Raw genomic sequence first — 19,291 nt, forward strand, 5'->3', positions numbered from 1 at the left:
GTGGTGCCGCATGGTGATGTTGGTTGGTTGTGATTCTCCGATCGTGCAGTTGGTTTGGCCAGAATGGCCCGAGCTCGCGACACCTGAACTCAATGGATACCAGTGCAATGCGAGATTATCGCAGTAGATTCGGATCCGGTTGCTCACCGGACCCTATACGCCGATCGAATTCGGCATTCACGTTGATCGAATTGTTAGTCGCAATTTCGATCATGGGGATTTTGGTATCGCTAACGCTTAACGGTGTCCAAGCGGCTCGCGAATCAGCGCGGCAAGTGCAATGCAGCAATCAGTTGCGTCAACAGTCCTTGGCACTTGTCTCGTTTCATTCCACATGGAAATCATTTCCGTTGGGCAATGATCGACGCGGCGGAATCGACCAGGCATGGTCTTCCGCGATTCTGCCCCAACTTGAACTTGGTTCTCTGGCCGAGATCTACGATCGCAAGCTGAAGTGGGATGCCCCCGGACGTAACGCGAAGGTTGCATCAACGGTGGTACCACACTACCGCTGTCCTACATCCGTCGAAGATTTCGCGGGCGACACCGACTACGCGGCGGTGCAAGGAAGTTTGCTTGCCAACGAGCAGTCGTTTCTTACGCATGGTCCCAACAACGGAGTGATGTTGATCGCGTCCATCAAGCGTGTGCATCCGGTTTCGTTTTCTGAGATCTGGGACGGAACCAGTTACACGATGATCTTAGCCGAAGTGAGTGACCGTTCGGCCGAACGAGGCGGCATGTGGGCCGACGGAAACAACGTGATCGCGCACGACAACGGTCCTGTGAATGTTGACAACGACAACGAGATCTACAGCCTGCATCCGGCGGGCGCTTACGTCGCTTTGGCTGATGGGTCGGTGCGATTCATTACTGAATCGATCGACCTAGATACGCTTGGCGGACTTTGCTCTCGCGACGGTCGAGAGGATGTGAATGAGTTCTTTTTGGAATAGCTGAAATTCAGTTTTGCAAATCACCTTTAAACCTTCCCTTACTCATGTTGCAAGGAGATCTACCGGCTAGCGAGTGACCCAATGTTTAGACTGCTTTGAAGTTCAACACACCATTTCAAGAAAGAGACTCGAGATGCACAAAGTTTTAATTGCACTGATGTTGACCGTTGCGATTCCGTCCCTCGCGATTGCCGGCGGCGGTAACTCGAAGGCAACAGGAAAGATTAGGTTCCTCAATCGGACAGACGGCGATGCCTATGTCATTCTGGATCAAACGACTCCTCCATCGAGCTTGGCTGACTTCAACCGAAAGGGCGGAAAGAGAATTCCAGCTGGTGGTAACGTTGTGTTTACAGGTTTGAAAGATGGTCGCCACACCTATGGCGTCGTCTACACCGAAGCAAACGTTGCACCTTCGAGCACTACCCCTGACGAAACCGGTTCGGTGGTAACCAAGAGTGGCGAAGTCAAGAATGTGGTATTGAATCCGGAATAGTCATTTATGACTCTCCCGATCAATCACTTAGAATCATGTCAGCCGCGAACGGACTTGGCTCCTTCGCGGCTGATTTCATTCACGACTGGATCGCCGACTTTCATGTTTCGCTCTGCAATTGTCACGACCCGAGGTTGGATTCTGCCCACGCTGATGACGTGTGGTGTGGGCGTGATGATCGGGCTGCCGTGGCTTTACCAAGCGTGCTATCCGATTGGCCTGCTAGGCTACGCGTGGTTGATATTCCGTGCTGCAAGAATGGCGGGCGCACCCGCATTGCTGCATTCGTTCGTGAGTGGGTCAGTCGCCTTAGCGATCGCGTTTCACTGGGCGTCTCAGTCGATTTCTGATACGACGAATCTCGGAAATGTCCTGTCATGGGTGGTGTTCGGCTGTCTTGTTTTTTGGGAAGCGATACCGTTCGGGTTGTTGGGGTGGGCCGCCTCGTGCTGCCAGCGTTGGGGACCGCGTTGGATATGGGCGTTGGTACCGTTGTGGATCGCTTTCACGACTCATTGGCCCAAGGTCTTTGCTTGGGAAACCGCTCACGCCTTTCTTGGGTTTCCCGCGATCTTGCAGCTCGCTGAACTTGCCGGCACCGCAGGCGTCACTGCGGCAGCGATGATCGCAGCGGTCGCCGTCGTTCGATGGGGACTTGAACCTAGTCGACTCTCTGCAAAAGTCGAAGCTTCGTTGGGCGGATCAGTGGTGGTGGTCGCGTGTTTGTGGGGGACGGTGACGTTGGAACATTGGCGAGAACGCATCGCATCGGCTGAGCAATTGCGAGTTGGCGTCGTTCAAGTGGATCCCAGCTACGTCGAGTCCCTCAATAAGATGCAAGTCATGTCGGACGCGATGGAAGGGAAGGTCGACTTGTTGCTGTGGCCCGAATCCACTCTGGGCCATTATCACGTCGGGCTCGATCATTTTCGTGATACCGACCACACGATGGACAACGCCGAAATGCCCAACCCGGCCGTGGATCCGTATCCTCGCATCTACTGCGACCTGCTCGCCGGCGGAAAGACTTACGAAAACGGTGGGAAGCATTGCGGTCCGTATAAGAACACAGCCTTTCTGATGGACTGTCACTATCAGATTGTTGATCGCTACGTTAAGCGATCATTAATGCCCATTGGGGAATACATGCCCTTTGAAGCTTGGTTCCCAGTCATGAGAGAATGGGCGGCACTCGACAAAGAAATCGTTCGGGGAACGGACGATCGACCGTTGCGGCTTTCGACGGGAACGAAAGTCGGAGTGTTGGTTTGTTACGAAGACATGGTCGCTGCCAACGCGTCATCGAGCACGCGCGAGGGGGCTGATTGTTTGGTGGCGCTGGTGAACGGGTCCGCCTTCACCGACTCCGACACGCTCAAACAGCATCTGCAATTGGCACAACTAAGGACCATCGAAAATCGAAGGTCGTTGGTGCGATGCGCCGCAACGGGCGTCAGTTGTCTGATCCAACCGGATGGAACGATATCTCAACAATTGCCGCTCAACACAGATCAATCCATGATCGTCAGCGTGCCCTTGGAGTCCAAGCTAACACTGTATACCCGGCATGGTCCGTGGCTATCGCGAGGATGCACGGTATTTGCGATGGCGTTGATTGTCGTTTCATGCTTGAAATCGCCAATGGTCATGCGAACGCTCTCACGGCAACCCGCCGCGGACTGAATCAAGGCCCTAAACGTTTGCAGACTCGTATTCCTGGCTTACCGTTGACCGATCGGATACGATTCTTTTGTCGTTCATTGCTGATTCCGTCCCTGTATGAAAGAGTTTCCGTGAATCGTTATCTAGCTGCATTGATGCCGTTGTTGCTTAGTGTTTGCCCGTCCGTTTCCTGGGCTGACAATTGGCCGCATTGGCGTGGGGATGGTGGAAACGGCGTGGCTGAGAACGCGAACCCACCGACTGAGTTCAGTAACGCTCGCAATGTCAAATGGAAGGTAGCTATTTCAGGCCAGGGATCTGGGTCGCCTGCGGTTTGGGAGGACAAAATTTTCGTCACTACCGGCGTGCCGGTTTCAGGTACGAAGCAAGTCAAATTTACCGTGCTGTGCATTGATCGGGCGACTGGAAAAACGCTTTGGGAGAAAGTCGCCGTTGAGGCCGTGCCGCATGAGGGGACTCACCAAACCAATGGCTTTGCTTCGGCGTCGCCCTGCACGGATGGAACCGCAGTCTATGCGTTCTTCGGTTCACGCGGCTTGTTTGCTTATTCAATCGAAGGTGAAATGCTTTGGAATCGCGACTTCGGTGACATGACAATACGAAACAATTTCGGCGAAGGGGCGTCACCAGCATTGCACGGAGATCATTTGTTTGTGCCGTGGGATCACGAAGGCCAATCGAAATTGTACGCCGTCAATAAACTGAGCGGCGACATCGTTTGGCAGGTCGACCGTGATGAGCCGTCGAATTGGGGCACGCCTTTGGTGATTGAAAGTGAAGGGCAAGAACAAGTCATTCTCACTGGTCAAAACAAGGTCCGCGCGTACGAATTAGGCACCGGCAAACCGTTGTGGGAATGCGGCGGACAAACCGATCGACCCGCGGCCTCGCCAGTTGCCGGTGACGGTTTGGTATTTGTGGCCAGTGGATTCCGTGGTGCTTTCGTGGGCGCTTTTCGGCCAGATGGGAAAGGCGATATCGAAGGCACCGACCATGTGGTATGGACTCGCAGTCGCGATACACCGGACATTGCTTCGCCACTGCTTTCTGGTGACCGCTTGTACTACTACAAAGCGAAAACAGGCTTGCTGACCTGCGTCAACGCAAAGACCGGTGAACCATATTATTCGGCGAAGCGGATTCCTGAACTGGATACGATCTATGCGTCACCCGTGGCAGCCGGTGGATACGTTTACTTGTCCGATCGTGATGGGACCATCGTCGTGATCAAAGATGCTGACCATTTCGAATCGGTCGCCACGAATCAGATGGGGGAAACGGTGGACGCCACCCCAGCGCCAATCGACGATCAATTGATTGTTCGTGGGTCAAAGCATTTGTTTTGTTTGCAGGCTCAGTAGCATTGACCTAGCTCTTGTAGCTGGCGATGCCATTATTCTATCCCGCTCGGACAGCCCGCTTCGATTTCTCAATCCTTCTTTTCATTCTTCCACTTTCGCTGAGGATACCTATGAGTCATTCCAATCCGGACCGACGTGAATTCACCAAAACGCTCTCTGCTGCTATCGCCGCTGGAATGGCGTCCGGCGGATTTTTCTCCACGGCCCCGTCGGCGAAAGCCAATGCCACGACCAACGGGAAAGTCGGTGTTGCGTTGGTGGGACTTGGGAACCTAAGCACGAATCAGTTGGCTCCCGCTCTCCAGAAAACAAAGGTCATGGAACTGCGAGGGATCGTGACGGGAACGCCTGCGAAGGCTGACAAATGGCAGCAGCAATATGGCATCGCGAAGGAGCACACGTACAACTACGACAACTACGATGAAATCGCAAACGACGACGCGATTGATGTTATCTATGTTGTGCTTCCCAACGGAATGCACCCGGAGTACACGATTCGGGCGGCCAAAGCTGGTAAGCACGTTCTTTGCGAAAAGCCCATGGCAAATTCATCGGAAGAATGTCGTCAAATGATCGCTGCATGCAAGGATGCAAATCGTAAGCTGGCGATCGGCTATCGCTGCCAATTTGATCCTTTCCATCGTCGCTGTATCGAATTGGCTCGAGAGCAAACCTTTGGCAAGTTGAAGTTCATCGAAGCGGGGTTTGGTTTCAAGATCGGCGATCCCAATCAGTGGCGACTCAAGTCGGCGCTTGCCGGTGGTGGCGCGCTGATGGACGTGGGGATTTACGCACTTCAAGCTTGCCGTTACCTGACCGGTGAAGAGCCGCTCGAAATTACGGCCCAGGAAACCAAGACTGACCCCGTGAAGTTTGCCGAAGTGGATGAAACCATCACATGGTCTATGAAGTTCCCCAGTGGAGTTTCGACTTCGTGCATGACCACGTATGGATTCAATGGCATCAATCAATTCACTGGACTTTGTGATAACGGTTGGTTCGGTCTCGATCCCGCGTTCAGTTACGCACCTCCGCAACCCAAGTCCAGCAATCCATCGCAAGCAAAGCTAGACCTTGATCCTGTTGATCAGTTCGCCGCCGAGATGGATGCTTTCGCCCGTTGCGTCCTTCACGATGAACCTTCAAGCGTTCCGGGTGAAGAAGGACTGCGAGATTTAGTCGCCATCGAAGCGATTTACGAATCAATTCGAACTGGCAAAGCAGTCAGCCTCGCGTAGCACTACTCACTGAGTTCTCACTCGGTGTTTCAAGTGAAGCATCTCTCAGTGGCTAGGCAAGCCAATGGGCTCCTTTGCCGGAAACGGACCAACGGAAGGTTGGATGCCAATTGATGGAACTGCTAGCGGGCAATCCAACCGTTGGCATCATGGTTGCATCGTTTTTGTGACGTAGCCTCGGGCGGAATCGCAATGGGATCCACTAGATCCCACCGTCACAGCCCTTTTTAAGGAAAATGTCATGAGTACCAGCACCAACAATCCCGTGCAGGTTCAGGCGAACGAGCCTGATGCGCACCTAGTCGCACGCCATTTCCGCACAGGCGTGCGGTTGTTGCTCTCCCTATCGTTGATCGCGACTATCGTTTGCTTGTTCTTTCTTCAAGAAGCGGCTTACCTCGCTGCGATCCCAATTCCGTTGTTGTATGCGGTGCTTGCGTTCACCAACTATCTCGAGATGCGATCACGGGCATCCCAACTACGTCCTTCAAAGTCGTCCGGTATCGGTCGAGAAGAAATCGAAGTCGATATCGAAACGGTTGGCGTTGTGACGTTATTGAAAGTGTTCGGAGTCTTAGCAATCGGAAGTTTCATCGTTGCCGCATCGTTCTTTGACTGGAAAATGGTAGGGATTGGCGCAACCGCTTTGTTCTTCCTGGTGATCCTCATTCAAATGCCATTCTTGCCACTGTATTTCAGCGAAGCAGAACGCGATGAGCTTCGAAAGGTGCGGAAGTCGTGAGGGAATCTAACGAAAATAAGGCGGCTAGGTCGAATTCTGCGCAACATGATCCACAACAACGCGAGTCATCAAAACACGCTCGCGTGGGGCCTTTCATTTGACGACTGACGAGTAGGGCCCTAAGAATGTTAGGAACGATGTTTGCAGGGCGTACGATGCCGCAGACCTTGGGTCGTACCAGCGAATAATTCAAGACCTGCCCAGCGCAACCGCATTGCGCAATTAGCATCAGACACCCGACAAAAGGTGTCGAACAACAGACACTCGACAAGAGTCACCGGCCAACAAGCAGCAAGGATATCGCTACCGTTCGAACTTACCTTCGTTGCATTGTTAGGCACGTGCTCTCATCGATCATTGATCACTTCACTTCCCTAGTAGTAGAGGCAATCAAGTCATGTGGGCCAAACTTACGCTCGTACCTTTCTGTATTTTGTTCTGTACGTTCGTGCAGACGTCGTTTGGACAAGACGTCGCCTCGGAGTTCTTTAACAATCATGGAAATGCCCGCCTTGGGATTGAGGTCACTGACAGTCCTGGCATTGGAGTCCGGGTCGGCGTCGTCGCGATCGGGGGACCGGCCGACTACAGCGGTGTTCGGCCGGGTGACTATGTGTTGAGAGTCAACGGGAAACCGATTGATAAACCGGAAGACCTGATCGAAGCCGTTCGTGCCGAAAGTCCCGGGGGTGAAGTGGTAATCACTGTTTGGCATGACGGCCAGGCATCCGACCGCAAGATTGTGTTGGCTACCGCTGACAGGATGAACCATCGAAATGATCGAGCTTGGCTCGGTGTCACTTTGGAAGCTAGCGAAGGTCCGGGTGCCGATGGAACCTCAGGTGCCAAAATCGAACAAGTCATTCCGGGTAGTCCAGCAGCCCAATCAAATTTGAAAGCGGGTGACGTAGTCGTGGCCATCAATGGAATCAACGTTAAATCGTCAAAGGACTTGGTCACCGCTGTCGAAGGTCTCAAACCAGGGGAAACGGCAACATTGAAATTAGCGGGTGATCCCGAAAGAGAACGTCAGATCACGCTCGGTTCGGTTGCCAACTCACCGCCTCTGTTTAGCTATCGCATGCCAATCCCTGAGCTCAACGACGAAGCGCCAGATTCGTTTTCGCCTCCGACTGCGTGGCGCGACGAGATCACAGATTTGCGTCGCCAAGTGCAAGAACTACGCAAGGCAATTCTCAACGATAAAGTGGATCGCCCAGGCGAACAACGTGGTGAAGATGACCAACATGATCAAGACGAAGAACGTAATCACGACGAGGAACGTGATCAAGACGAAGAACTTGGTTCTGACTCATCTCAACCCAACGTCGATGACTCGTCGAGCACCCATGCGGACCGCGATGATTATCACCTAGTCGTTCACCGCCCATTGCGTCGTGGTAATCGTGCCCACGCTCACTATCCTACGCCGGCTTATCGGTATTCGTATGGCTATCAACCAAATTACGGCTACTGGTACAACTACGAATCAGCACTCCCCTATTCCAGCTACTACCGTTCGCCGCCCGTCTACCGTCAATACTACCGACGTTACTATCGACCTAGCGTGCGAGTCTACGTTGGCCCCGTCGGCGGCGGCTACTACTACCGATAGCTCGTACAGCCGACACTTGGTACAGCCGACACTTGGTACAGCCGACACTTCGCGGGTGCCACCATCGTCAGGTCAAAGAGAGGTCGGGCTCTCGTCCGTTGATTGGCCAGCGTCGATCACATCCAAGTTTCAAATTCACGTCAACGTTCAGTTTTGCGAGTTGACTTTGATGTAGACGTCTACCGGCAGTCCGATGGGCAAGTCGGGATCGTTCTGAAGTTCGATCCAAACACGTCGGCTGTTGGTGTCGTTCCGTTCGCCAGCGAATTGACCAAACAGTTTTTTGCGGTCCATCAGAGGCTCAATCTCGATGGTTTTGCCTGATGCAATGATTCCTTCCGCGGCGTCCGAATAGATATCACAGCTCTGTCCGACAGAGATCCGTAGTGCATCAAACTCATCAATGTCTGCGACGGTACGTAGGCTTGATGTATCGGACATGACGACCAGAGGAACGGAACGATCGGGGCCTGTTAGTTCACCCGGTTCTCCGTTGATGATCATAACACGCCCGTCCGAAGGAGCGCGAACCGTACAACGGTCAAGACTGATCTGCGCGATCTGCAGTCTGGCCTCGGCCGCTCGAACTGACGCGCTGGCGGCAAGCAGGTCATCGCTTCTTGCAGGAAGTTCAAGCGTCTCTAGTCGACCTTTGGCGGCCGATGCGGTTGCTTTTAGCGATGCAACTTCGGCCTGCAAGTTTTCTAGCTCTCTGTTGCTGATCGCTTTGTTTTTCGACAACTTGACGCCCCGTTGATAGTTCTTGGTGGCGGCATCAAGCCGAGCGATGATCGCATCGTGTTCGTGTCGGGCGGTTTCGATTTCTGAAGGACGGAAACCGTTCTCTAGCCGCTGTTTCTTTGCGAGTTCAAGTTGCAGCATTGCATTGGCAAGATTGCGTTCATGCACATAACGTTCGGAATCGAGTTCAATCAACACATCGCCTTGGCGAACCCACTGTCCTTTGGACACGGCGACTCGTGAAATCTGTTCGGTGATCCTGGCAAGAATCTCGACTAGTTCCGTCCGCCCTTCAATAATGCCGGCCGCGCGAATGGTGTCGTACCGCTGCACGTGGTTGGCGAGCTTCGCAGTTGCCGGTTCGCGATTGAGCACAACGATGCGACGATTCTCGACCATCAGAAGTACTGGTCCGAAAATGACCGCAACCAAAATTGCAATTTGAATTTGCCTCATTTGAACTGCCCGTTTTCAATTTCGCAAATTCGATCAGCATACTTAATGATCCGTGGATCATGCGTAACAACGACGGTGGCCGAGTTGGTGTCGGCGATCAGTTCCTTTAGCAGTTCCATGACTTCCTGTCCCGACTTCCCATCGAGCGCTGCGGTGGGCTCATCCGCAAGAATTAGGTTCGGGCTCGTGATGACCGCTCGCGCAAGCGCGACGCGTTGGCATTGCCCAGGACTCATTGCCGATGGCAAATGATGACGGTGGAATTCTAAGCCGACACGTTTAAGTAACTCAGCCGATCGTGTTCTGGCGTCGGCAAGGCTGTGGCCTTGCAACGTTAGCGGCACCGCGACGTTATCCTCCGCAGAGATCCCTCGGATCAATTGAAATCTTTGAAAGACGAATCCAATGTAGTTGCGACGTACCTTGGTTCGTTCCTGAACGTTCATTTGGTCGACGCGATGCTCGGCGATGGTGACTTCTCCCGAGTCGCTCTCGAGCAGGCATCCCATGATCGAAAGCAGCGTGCTCTTACCACTTCCCGATGGACCGGATAAAAACACGCACTCGCCTGAGTCAGCATAGAAGTTCACTCCGTCAAGAACCGATCGTTTCTCTCCGCCAATCGGGTACGACTTGCGAACTTGGTTCGCTGTCAAAATCCGAGTTTGACCTAAACCCGTTGGTGGGACTCTAGTTCCCAGGGATGTTAGGTTTGCGTCCAACGCGTTCTGCTGCGTCGAAAAGTGTTGAAAGGCATCCTTGAGACTTAATTTGTCAGCCATGCTTTATCCCTGCAAAACAGTATGAGGGTCAACGCGGCGGATGCGCAGATAAGGCAGTGCCGAAGCGCAGAGGCAGATGAAGAAAACTAACCCTGCACTAGCAAAGTATAAGCCAAGCGGAATTTCGATCGCCGCTCGAGGCGTGCTGAAGAAGTGACGGATCAGGATCGTTATCACGACCCCGATGGCAATCCCCAGACTCGCAACGACGGTCGACTGGGCAGCGAGCAGGAGAATGATTTCACTTTCACTTGATCCGATTGCCTTAAGCGTTGCAAACTCGCTGATGCGATCCAACACCATTGCGTACAGCGTTTGTGCCACCATCACGAGTCCGACAAGCAAACCCAGAAACGTTGCCGCGCCAAAGCTCAGGCCGATGCCAGTTCGAGTCAGCCAAAAATGAATACTGGTTGCCGCATACTGCTCAGCGGGAACGGCAGTCACATCTTTCAGCCGACGACGGATCTCTTCGCAAACATCGTTTGCGTCAATGCCCGGTTGAAGGCGGACAAGGAAGTACGAGGCCAACGATGGGTCACCACCTGAGAAATTGATAGACCGCTCGTAGTCGGTAAACACGTACGGCGTGACGAGAAAACTTAGCAGGCCATGGCTCTTACCGGAGATCCTTGCTCGCTGCCCGCCGATCTCGCGAATCTCTCCGATGTCAGGCTCGAACAGCTTTTCATCATCACATTGGTCAACGATGACACTATTGCGGTACGTTAACGCGTCACTAGGACCTTCGACGATGTCGTAAGCGCGGCCAAGGTCCGAACCTTCGGCGACCCCGACGACCATGACGCCTTCGAAATTTCCATCAGGCAACGAGATTTCTGAAAACGCGATTCGCATCGGTTCCGCTCTCTCCACTCCGGGGACGCTTCGGATGCGGTGGATCCAGCGTTCCGGAATGCCGTGAGGAAAGTCCACATTGTGCATCCCTTGATGGCCGACCCAGATATCAGCATTGCTGCGATCAACTAGCAAGCTTGCTTTTCGAATCAGTCCAAAGAAAAGCCCGCCTTGGATGTTGACCAATACGACCGAAAAAATGACCCCGATCAAGCCAGCGATCAGCTTGCCGCGATCGTGAAACAGAGTGCGGAACGCAATATTCCAAAGCATGACACTCTGCGCGGTCGGAATGAAGTGAGGACTGAAACGCCATTGGAGTGGTATCGGTTATTCCATCAACAAACTTCATTCCGTTTGTAGCGAGTCGAGATCCAGGTGTAGAGATATTACTTGTTTTTTGCCTCAAGCTTCTTCAGTCGATATTCAAGGTCGTTGACCCGTTCATTCAAACGGAGCACCAATTGCCGCAGTTCTGTATCGTTAATTGCCGGGTTAGACGACAAGGGTTCACGGATCCGGTTGGGTTGTTTCAGGAATGGATTTTCATCGTCGGGTTCTGCAGGGACAAATGCCTTCAATTGAAGCAAAATATCGTTGATTTGCCGATCGATGCCTGATCGAGTTGGATGCTTCTCTCCTAGGTTTGATCGAGTTCGACGTAAGTTGCGAAGCTCTTCCGCCAAGGCTCGTCCGTGATCGGTCAGCAGTGCGGACGCAGGAACGCCGTCTTCCGGTTGCGATTTTCGATCTGAGTATTCGACATCAGAGCCTTGCAGACGAGGCGATTGCGATTGCACCGATGACATACCGTGAATCGATATCAGCAGAAGCATCGCAATGGCAACGCTAGCAGCAGATTGTTGCGGACAAGAACGTTTCATCAGATTGGCACCAAGGGGAGAATGACTAAACACAAAACCAGTAAACGATCAGTTTGCCGTACTCAATCCAAATCGGAAAGTGCGTTTCGGCACTATCGGCTGAACTCGTCGCCGCGCAAACTGACACGTTTGCTTCGTCTTTAAAAACCCGGTCGAAACACAACCGGCATCGACGAGTATGGGGTGCCGATGTGACCACAACTAATTTCGTCACTCCAGGCAACGCACGTTGCAGTCCAACAGCTTCGCTACGCGAACTAAGCCAGTCACCGTCAACCGGGCGAACGGTATGGATGTGTTCAGTCGGGACACCGTGCAGTCCGAGGAAGTCAATCTCACGTTGCACACGCGAGTCGTTTTGGCCCCGGACAAAGTTGTAAGTCGACATCTGTTGTTCATCGAGCAAGTAGATGTCGTCGACTCGTTTCAAATGATAAAGATCCGCTGCAGCGTGCAAACGTTCCCACACCGCAATTCCATCGGCCATCACATAAGCGACTTCACCCTCCGCTTGGTGATCGTGAACGTACAATGGCATGATCATCCATCCGCGGATCTGTGCAAACGACATTGCAATCCAGATTGCCGCCAAGGCGATTGCCAAACACCAGAATCTTCGCCGCCACTTGGAAGCGTCGCGTGAGTCGGCAGGAATGTTCAAGGAATGCCACGCACGATCGTGGGGCCAATCAATCGTGTCAGCCAAACTGGCAAACGTTGCCAGATTTTTACGAGCCGTTGTTTTCCGTCGGAATCAGGACGCATGTCGTTCGGGTCGCCCTTGCGAACATAGTACTGCCAGCATGCAGGATGAGGGACCGCGCCCCACTGAGCCTTGAATTTATACGTTCCACTGCCTTCACTGCTGCGTCCAAAGTCAAACGTATGACTGCGTCGCTCGACGGCTCGCTCAAGCAAGTGCCGATACATCAGCATGTTGGCATTCATCCGGTTGAACTCTCGCAAGCAACTTGCACTTGGCACTTCGGTCACACCATCGCAGTGCACCAGCAAACCTGCGGCTACCGGTCGGTCTTCCTTCCGCACGACACAAATCTCTGCATCGTCGCCAAATTCCTTCAACACATAAGCGAACAGGTTGCGTGAGAAGACAGGGGTGCCCAGGTCTCGCATATTGTGCGCGAACACCGCATAAAACGAATCGAGCAATTCATCAGCACCGAAGTTCACCTGCAGACCGAATTCGCCAGACTTCTTCACTTGGCTGCGAACCTTTGACTTCAGGTTTTTCATGATTCCCTCGGTCGTCTCTGGAAGAGGCATGCGCATGTGAACCTTCTCGGTTCGCTCGAAATTCAACCGAGGATGATCGACGGGCGATTCATGTCTGAGCTCCAAATAGTTGACGTCCAACTCGTCCGCAAGATCGCAGGCCGCATCAATCAGTTGCACCGCAGTCTCGTTGTCCTTCGCCCAGACTCCGCCCGTGTTGACGTATGGAATGCTAACTAAGAAGCGACCGAACAGCGGCCCCGACACCAAGTTCAATGGCAGAACGCCCGTCGCCTGATCACCACAAGTTGCCGTTGCGAGATAAGTTTGGTGACGCAGTCCCTTGCCGATGCTATTGATCCAAGACTCATGATGCGCATTGAGTCGCCCGTAGGTTGCGTCATGTATCAGCGGCCAATCCGAAGGCCAACGATGAGTTTGGATTTGATTCACGAATTTTCGACCAGCGCCCTCACGGAAGATTTCAAGACGATCGTAGATGCCCAGTCTTGCAAGTCAATTCAAGAGTCAAGCGAGCGGTAAACATCGACCATTTTTTTCATTCGCCCTTCAAAACTGAATCGTTCTTCAACGGTCTGACGCCCAGCCTCACCGAACCGCTGTCGCGCACTCGGGTCGGCGATCAATGCCGCCAATGCTTGTTGAAGTTCATCCATGTCGTCCGGTTCAACGAGTCGACCATTGACGTCATCGGAAATCAGCGTTGGCATCCCCGCGACCTTTGTTGCCAAAACGGGGACACCCATTGCCATGGCTTCAAGCACCACGTTGGGCAAGCCTTCACGTCGACTGCTCAACGCGTACAAGTCGGCGGCACGATAGACCGTTCTCGGATCCGCGACAAACCCAAGCAGGCGAATTCGGTCTTGGTGACCTGTTGATCGAATTAGTTGTTGCAGTGAGTCATGTTCGGCGCCATCGCCAGCGATTGCCAATGAGACGTCAGCGCCGGAGTCAATCAGGTTGGCGATAGATCGAATCAGAAGATCAAACCCCTTTTCGTTGGACAGTCGGCCTACACCTACGACAAGCGTGGTGTTGGTCGAAAAACCCAATTGTTGTTTCGCCTCAGCCGGATCGTTACTAGCGGCGTAGTCATCCAAGGCAATCGCGTTGTCAATCAGTGAAAGGTTTGTTGCCGCAACGCCACTGCGAAGGCAATCATCGTACAGGTCTTGTGAGACACAGATCACTCGATCGTAGCGTGGTAGACATTGCCGATCGACAAAGTAATACAGCGGAGTTTTCCACGTTTTCTGAACCCAGCCATGCACCGTCGTCACTAACTGCATCGGATGACGACGTCGCAGCATCAGTCCCAGCAGGTTGCTTTTGTAGTCGTGTCCGTGCCAGATCGTCGGTTGATAGCGATCAACTAACTCGCGAAGTCGCGAAACGATTCCAACGTCCTTGATTCCAAAGTCATCCACCGCCTCGAGCGACGCCTTCTTTTCAGCCGCTCGCTCGGCGATGACCGAGAATCCATCATCACCAGGATCACGAAGGTAAACGCAAACGCAGCGATACCCAAGTGGATCCAGAAAGCGAGGTGAATTCAAAATCGTCTTATCCGGACCACCACCCGTCCCACTCACCACGCGCACATGCATGACAAGCGGTGTTTGGGAGCAGGATTTGAAGACAATATCGGAGCTCATAGAAATTAGCGAAAGCATAGGGCGAAATTTCGGGGGAGAGAGTTCATTTTGTACAAGTCGCCGCCTGTTCAACTCGTGCAATTCGCAATCACGTTGTCGAATCAACATCGGCAACAGCGTTTGATCCGACTGGGGCCTTTTCGCAAGTAACGAATGCCTAATCGTCATATCCAGCATATCCAGCATGAATGTCAGCGATAGCCAAGGCGATAAGTCCGATACGTTGAATAGGAACACGCTGCGTCGTTACAGAATCGTAGGTTTGATTGCACAAATTTTAAATCCACGGACATACAAAATGGCCCTTTCACCAACTCCTTTCTCTAATTGGGAAACTGCTTTCCAAGTATCACCTATCAACGCGAGCGTAACCCTGACAAGCGAAGTGCCAGTTGCATCAATAAACGGGGCTGGCCAACCGCCGGTAACTGCGGATGTAAGATGCTGGTTCGAAGCGACTATCGGGAAAGAGAATGTCTTGTGTGATGAAAATAGCAAGAATCGCTACGGGAAATGCACGCTTCCTGTCGGTACCACACCAGGAATCATTGTCCGGCCCCGTGATGTGAAAGAGGTTCAGCAGGTCATCTTGGCTGCTAAGAACTTCGGACTAGCGACTCATACAATCAGCTGCGGAAAAAATTGGGGTTATGGTGATGCCTGTGCACCAAAGGATGGACAACTGATCATAGATCTGGGACGTATGAATCAGATCATCGAAGTTAATGAAGAACTAGCCTATGCCGTGATAGAACCGGGGGTGTCACAAGGGCAACTCTACGATGAACTGATCAAACGCAATAGTTCGTTGATGCTCGATGCAACAGGAGCTGGGCCCGATGCGAGCATTGTTGGTAACGTTCTGCAGCGCGGATTTGGACACACGCCTTATGGCGACCGGACTGCCTATTCATGCAACTACCAATACATAACACCGGACGGAAAAATTCATCACTCTGGTTTCGGTGATATTTCCAATAGTCAGGTTGGGAATGTCTACCCCTATGGCCAGGGGCCTTGTCAACAAGGGATGTTGGCTCAAAACAACTCTGTAGTTGTTACACGGATGACGATTTGGATGATGCCACGTCCCGAGAGAATTGAGGGATTTGCGTTTAAGGTTGACGACCATGACGCATTTTTCAAAGTGATTGATCGCCTACGGCCATTGTGTATCGATGAAACAATCAATGGCGTCATCCATCTGGCTAATGACTTGAGGGTGATGTCTTCGCAGCCATGGATGAAGGCGAGAGGTCCCGTCCACAAACTGCTTTCCAAAGATGAACGTTCGGAGATGAGGAAACGCGCTGGAGTGGCAAATTGGAATGCACTGGGAGGGATCTATGGGACTCGTAGTAGCGTTGCTGATAGGCGAGCAAGAATACGGAGTAAATTACGGGGCGTCTGTTCTGTGCACTTCTTTCGAAAGCAGTACATTGATGCGGCGCGACGTGCCGCTTACGGGGTGCCACTGTTGAGAAAATGGAAGCGGATTGATTGGCTTCGCGATTTAACGTCGTCAATAAATGATGTAATGGATTTGCTTCACGGTCGGCCGTGTCGGAACCATCTGGAAGGCGCGTTTTTTCGAAACAGGCCTGAGTCTGGACAGGTGATCGACGCGGGCCTTATTTGGAAGTCCCCCGTGATTCCGTTTCTCGGTTCCGACGCCAAACGCTTGATTGACTGCATGGAGTCAATTGCAAATGATTATGGATTTGATTTGCCTATAACAATATCGCCCGTCAAGAAGCGTTCAGCAATATGCGTGACCAACCTATGCTTTGATAAATCAAGTCATGACGAAAGTTTGAGAGCGGAAGAATGTGGCAACGAACTAAGGAGCAAGCTCCTTCAATTCGGTTATCCATTATATCGAGAAAGCTCGATATAGAATTTCAATCCTGGGGACGACTGCTATTAGATTGCTTCTTTTAGAAACTCACTTAGTCTTTGCCTTGCTTGTTCTGTAATGTAGCCGTTAGTCAATTCTTTGCGAAGCGAGTTGCATCGTGTACGAGTTTCTGCATCAGTGAGAACGTGCTTGACCTTTTCAAGAAGTGTTTCAATTCTAAGATCGCGAGGTCTAAGCAAATCACCCACGCCAAGTCTCAGAAGAGCAACACTGTGAAAGTGCTGGTCAGCCTGCACTGGTAACGAAATGATTGGCACACCGTAGTACAACCCGTTGTAAATGCTCATTGCACTGCCATGGGATATCCAAAGATCTATTGTGGTAAGCAACGCATTTTCATCGAGAAAGTCGTGAACTTCCAAGCATTCGTGTGTGCGAGGTATTTGAAAGTTTCGTCCTCCCTTTGAAACGATGATGTAGTGGCCTTCTTTTAAAAGGGCATCAATGACTTCGGGCAAGAAGTCAGTTGCCATAGATTCCTGAGTACCAACGGTAATGTAAATGCGTTTGCAGTTGCTGCCATCGTAACTGAACGACGTATCTTGATGCTCTCGATTCTGATTCCAAGTTAGGACACCCGTGTAGCAATCTTCTCGTCTCAAGTTTTTAACTGGCATGACTGTCGGATGGTCCGACAGGAGGCAGAGATCGCCTTGGCTTGCATACTCGAAAAAGCTTCCTAGTACTGGCAAGCCGTTTGCGCGTGACGACGCTTGGTAAGGTCGAGAAATGCTGCGCATAACGCGTTCGCGGGCAACACGCCCAAACCAGGTTTCGTTCAACCCATCGACTAGGCCAGACGGAATGAATGAGGGGCCGAGGAAGCAATTGGCTACCGAGTTGGGGATTTGGAATTCTGGATGACAACTGGCACTAGTTATCCCAATTGTTGGAATGCCTGCTTGCGCTGCGAGTTGCAACAGTGGGAATCGAAAATCCGCCACAACTACAGATGGCCGCGTTTTAATTAGAAGCTCGCGATCGTCCCGATAGTACTGATTGAGCTCGGCTGTCCTATAGAGTGTGCTTCCGCGAGCCAATCGGCTATAGATTCTTACGGGATCCGCAGTTCTGATTGAGATAGTTTTGAATCCATCCTTCTCAAAGTATGATCGCCTATTTGTGGGCGCCGCGACGAGAACTTGAGCGTCACTCAATTCTCTGATCCAGTGGGCTATGATCAGCGGTCTGACAACATGACAGAAACTAATCCCTTCAGAAAAGATCAGGACGGGATTGTGGGGGGGCGTCATGAACATCCGTCCAAAAAGAATAGTGGACGCTGTCCAGACTGGCCAGCGTCCACTTTCAAAGCAATTAGGTGACTGTCAGATAAGCCACTCGTTAGGCAGTTCGGCGACGACGTCGTGCGCCTAGCCCGATTGCTCCAATCCCAACAAATGCCAACACGGTTGCTGGTTCTGGAACTGGATTGATTAGGAAATTGGCTTCGTCACCAAACGTAAATCCATTGGTATTATCCCTAGAAAACGAACCAGCTCCGGCTGGGTCATTGCCTTGGCTTGCAATCACGATATCGCCAAGCGCTACACCATCATCAATTGGGACATACTGAACTGAGCTATTAAACTCGTCCCTCAGGACGGTGAACGCACCGTCGAAAGTTCCAGTGAAAAAACCACCGCCCAATATGTAGTTGGTAATTGTGTAGTAATCGTCGATTCCGTCGAATCCGGCCACCATAACCACATCAAACTCGGTAGCGGTACCAGTGTAGTTCAAATCCAAGGCGGAGTTCGCGGCCCCCGTGTTCTTGAATGCTGATAGATTCGTGCTTTGCGTTGCGCTTCCATTATCAGTGAAAATGGCAAGTGCAGCCGAGCCAGCACTGCGGAATGTCGTTGCGAGGTCCGTGACTGGCTGACTGAGCGAATTCACGATGTCTAGCACACTGAATCCAGCAGGTGCCGCTGTACCGGTGTAGTCCTGCTGCGTCGCAGTAGCGGATACCAGGTCCAAACCTATTGAGTATGCAGCATATAGATTTCCGCCAGTGACATTGTAGATCGAATCTGGATCGGTCTTCGTTGACGCTCCGAGGTAAACAACGCCTTGGATAACGTCCGCAAAGCCGTCGCTGTTAGTGTCGATAAACACACCAACGCTGTCATCGGTAAGGCCATCAGGTGATCCATCAAAAGTGAGTGAACTACCGAGGACACCCGCATCCGAATTAGCAGCACATACAGCAAGTGCCGCGATACATAAAAATTTACGTAACATCTTCTTCTCCAAAATTTTAGAAACAATTCTATAAACACAAAACCGAAAGATCGGGCAGCGTTTACGAAGGTTTCAGAAGACCGTCTAACAGCGGACTTGGAGGGAGGGTCGCATTAGCAAACGCGATCTGCCATAGAAGAAAAGGTGTATCGCTTAGCTGGAATTCAGTGCGCGATAGGGCATGAGTGCTGTTGGATTGAGACGTCACCATCGCCACGCCAGCCAATGTGTCACGACACTTGCCGTCGACGTAGTCACTCAAAGGCTCGTCCGCTTGTTGCGATGCCACCCAACTCGTCAAAACGCTAAGTTTGGCGTCTTGGGAAATGGATAGCCGCTCGACGCCACTCTCGACGATCACCCCCGCGTCAACGCGAACAGCGCCAACAAGGAGGAAAAACACGA

Annotated in this window: 18 protein-coding genes; 8 read left to right on the forward strand and 10 right to left on the reverse strand. The window is 52.1% G+C overall.

Annotated features, from left to right (window positions below):
* Positions 1-92: 92 nt before the first annotated feature.
* From Pla22_RS11005 to Pla22_RS11035, 7 genes are all read left to right on the forward strand, one after another.
* Entirely contained in the window at positions 93-956 is an 864-nt protein-coding gene (locus Pla22_RS11005) for a DUF1559 domain-containing protein (protein ID WP_146514657.1), read from the forward strand.
* 133 nt (positions 957-1,089) lie between these two features.
* Entirely contained in the window at positions 1,090-1,452 is a 363-nt protein-coding gene (locus Pla22_RS11010; RefSeq protein WP_146514658.1) for a hypothetical protein, read from the forward strand.
* 102 nt (positions 1,453-1,554) lie between these two features.
* Positions 1,555-3,135, forward strand: coding sequence for an apolipoprotein N-acyltransferase (gene lnt, locus Pla22_RS11015; protein ID WP_165440596.1), 1,581 nt, complete (start codon positions 1,555-1,557; stop codon positions 3,133-3,135).
* A 110-nt stretch (positions 3,136-3,245) separates the two neighbouring features.
* The gene (locus Pla22_RS11020; protein WP_242631935.1) at positions 3,246-4,496 is read left to right on the forward strand and encodes an outer membrane protein assembly factor BamB family protein; all 1,251 of its coding nucleotides are present in this window, start codon (positions 3,246-3,248) and stop codon (positions 4,494-4,496) included.
* 110 nt (positions 4,497-4,606) lie between these two features.
* Complete coding sequence (locus Pla22_RS11025) at positions 4,607-5,734, forward strand: Gfo/Idh/MocA family protein (protein WP_146514660.1); 1,128 nt, start codon at positions 4,607-4,609, stop codon at positions 5,732-5,734.
* Between the two features lie 241 nt (positions 5,735-5,975).
* A complete protein-coding gene (locus Pla22_RS11030; RefSeq protein WP_242631936.1) occupies positions 5,976-6,476 on the forward strand; it encodes a hypothetical protein in 501 nt (166 codons plus the stop codon).
* Positions 6,477-6,873: 397 nt separating this feature from the next.
* Positions 6,874-8,091 (forward strand): PDZ domain-containing protein, encoded by a 1,218-nt coding sequence (locus Pla22_RS11035; RefSeq protein ID WP_146514661.1) that lies wholly within the window; start codon positions 6,874-6,876, stop codon positions 8,089-8,091.
* A gap of 147 nt (positions 8,092-8,238) precedes the next feature.
* On the opposite strand, the gene Pla22_RS11040 is transcribed toward Pla22_RS11035, so the two are convergent.
* The 7 genes from Pla22_RS11040 to Pla22_RS11070 all read right to left on the reverse strand — a co-directional run bounded on the left by Pla22_RS11040 (position 8,239) and on the right by Pla22_RS11070 (position 14,724).
* Positions 8,239-9,231 carry an HlyD family secretion protein gene (locus Pla22_RS11040; RefSeq protein WP_165440597.1) on the reverse strand — a complete coding sequence of 331 codons (993 nt, stop codon included), beginning with the start codon at positions 9,229-9,231 and terminating at the stop codon, positions 8,239-8,241.
* Between the two features lie 53 nt (positions 9,232-9,284).
* Positions 9,285-10,070: an ABC transporter ATP-binding protein gene (locus tag Pla22_RS11045; protein WP_146514663.1), complete on the reverse strand. Its 786-nt coding sequence runs from the start codon at positions 10,068-10,070 to the stop codon at positions 9,285-9,287.
* A 3-nt stretch (positions 10,071-10,073) separates the two neighbouring features.
* Positions 10,074-11,201 carry an ABC transporter permease gene (locus Pla22_RS11050; protein ID WP_146514664.1) on the reverse strand — a complete coding sequence of 376 codons (1,128 nt, stop codon included), beginning with the start codon at positions 11,199-11,201 and terminating at the stop codon, positions 10,074-10,076.
* Between the two features lie 116 nt (positions 11,202-11,317).
* Positions 11,318-11,812 (reverse strand): hypothetical protein, encoded by a 495-nt coding sequence (locus Pla22_RS11055; RefSeq protein ID WP_146514665.1) that lies wholly within the window; start codon positions 11,810-11,812, stop codon positions 11,318-11,320.
* Positions 11,813-11,837: 25 nt separating this feature from the next.
* Positions 11,838-12,473, reverse strand: coding sequence for a YdcF family protein (locus tag Pla22_RS11060; RefSeq protein ID WP_242631937.1), 636 nt, complete (start codon positions 12,471-12,473; stop codon positions 11,838-11,840).
* Positions 12,470-13,498, reverse strand: a complete 1,029-nt coding sequence (locus Pla22_RS11065) for a FemAB family XrtA/PEP-CTERM system-associated protein (protein WP_146514666.1) — start codon at positions 13,496-13,498, stop codon at positions 12,470-12,472. Before Pla22_RS11065 ends, Pla22_RS11060 begins: the two co-directional genes overlap by 4 nt.
* 68 nt (positions 13,499-13,566) lie before the next feature.
* Entirely contained in the window at positions 13,567-14,724 is a 1,158-nt protein-coding gene (locus Pla22_RS11070) for a glycosyltransferase (protein ID WP_242631938.1), read from the reverse strand.
* A gap of 184 nt (positions 14,725-14,908) precedes the next feature.
* On the opposite strand from Pla22_RS11070, the gene Pla22_RS11075 reads away from it, so the two are divergent.
* Positions 14,909-16,621, forward strand: a complete 1,713-nt coding sequence (locus tag Pla22_RS11075) for an FAD-binding oxidoreductase (protein WP_146514667.1) — start codon at positions 14,909-14,911, stop codon at positions 16,619-16,621.
* A 26-nt stretch (positions 16,622-16,647) separates the two neighbouring features.
* Here Pla22_RS11075 and Pla22_RS25200 read toward each other — a convergent pair whose 3' ends face one another.
* The 3 genes from Pla22_RS25200 to Pla22_RS11090 form a co-directional block, all read right to left on the reverse strand.
* Positions 16,648-17,259, reverse strand: coding sequence for a glycosyltransferase (locus tag Pla22_RS25200; RefSeq protein WP_165440598.1), 612 nt, complete (start codon positions 17,257-17,259; stop codon positions 16,648-16,650).
* A 727-nt stretch (positions 17,260-17,986) separates the two neighbouring features.
* Positions 17,987-18,886: a PEP-CTERM sorting domain-containing protein gene (locus Pla22_RS11085; protein ID WP_146514669.1), complete on the reverse strand. Its 900-nt coding sequence runs from the start codon at positions 18,884-18,886 to the stop codon at positions 17,987-17,989.
* A gap of 61 nt (positions 18,887-18,947) precedes the next feature.
* On the reverse strand, positions 18,948-19,289 hold the full coding sequence (locus Pla22_RS11090; protein WP_146514670.1) for a hypothetical protein: 342 nt from the start codon (positions 19,287-19,289) through the stop codon (positions 18,948-18,950).
* Positions 19,290-19,291 lie beyond the last annotated feature (2 nt).

Origin of the sequence: Rubripirellula amarantea (assembly GCF_007859865.1) — a bacterium.
GTDB classification, from domain to species: domain Bacteria; phylum Planctomycetota; class Planctomycetia; order Pirellulales; family Pirellulaceae; genus Rubripirellula; species Rubripirellula amarantea.

Coding starts and splice junctions, on each gene's coding strand:
- Pla22_RS11045 (WP_146514663.1), bottom strand. CDS start 10,070: ATGGCTGACAAATTAAGTCTCAAGGATGCCTTTCAACACTTTTCGACG.
- Pla22_RS11035 (WP_146514661.1), top strand. CDS start 6,874: ATGTGGGCCAAACTTACGCTCGTACCTTTCTGTATTTTGTTCTGTACG.
- Pla22_RS11040 (WP_165440597.1), bottom strand. CDS start 9,231: ATGGTCGAGAATCGTCGCATCGTTGTGCTCAATCGCGAACCGGCAACT.
- Pla22_RS11070 (WP_242631938.1), bottom strand. CDS start 14,724: ATGAGCTCCGATATTGTCTTCAAATCCTGCTCCCAAACACCGCTTGTC.
- Pla22_RS11010 (WP_146514658.1), top strand. CDS start 1,090: ATGCACAAAGTTTTAATTGCACTGATGTTGACCGTTGCGATTCCGTCC.
- Pla22_RS11050 (WP_146514664.1), bottom strand. CDS start 11,201: ATGCTTTGGAATATTGCGTTCCGCACTCTGTTTCACGATCGCGGCAAG.
- Pla22_RS25200 (WP_165440598.1), bottom strand. CDS start 17,259: ATGCCAGTTAAAAACTTGAGACGAGAAGATTGCTACACGGGTGTCCTA.
- Pla22_RS11005 (WP_146514657.1), top strand. CDS start 93: ATGGATACCAGTGCAATGCGAGATTATCGCAGTAGATTCGGATCCGGT.
- Pla22_RS11075 (WP_146514667.1), top strand. CDS start 14,909: ATGAATGTCAGCGATAGCCAAGGCGATAAGTCCGATACGTTGAATAGG.
- Pla22_RS11025 (WP_146514660.1), top strand. CDS start 4,607: ATGAGTCATTCCAATCCGGACCGACGTGAATTCACCAAAACGCTCTCT.
- Pla22_RS11085 (WP_146514669.1), bottom strand. CDS start 18,886: ATGTTACGTAAATTTTTATGTATCGCGGCACTTGCTGTATGTGCTGCT.
- lnt (WP_165440596.1), top strand. CDS start 1,555: ATGTTTCGCTCTGCAATTGTCACGACCCGAGGTTGGATTCTGCCCACG.
- Pla22_RS11055 (WP_146514665.1), bottom strand. CDS start 11,812: ATGAAACGTTCTTGTCCGCAACAATCTGCTGCTAGCGTTGCCATTGCG.
- Pla22_RS11030 (WP_242631936.1), top strand. CDS start 5,976: ATGAGTACCAGCACCAACAATCCCGTGCAGGTTCAGGCGAACGAGCCT.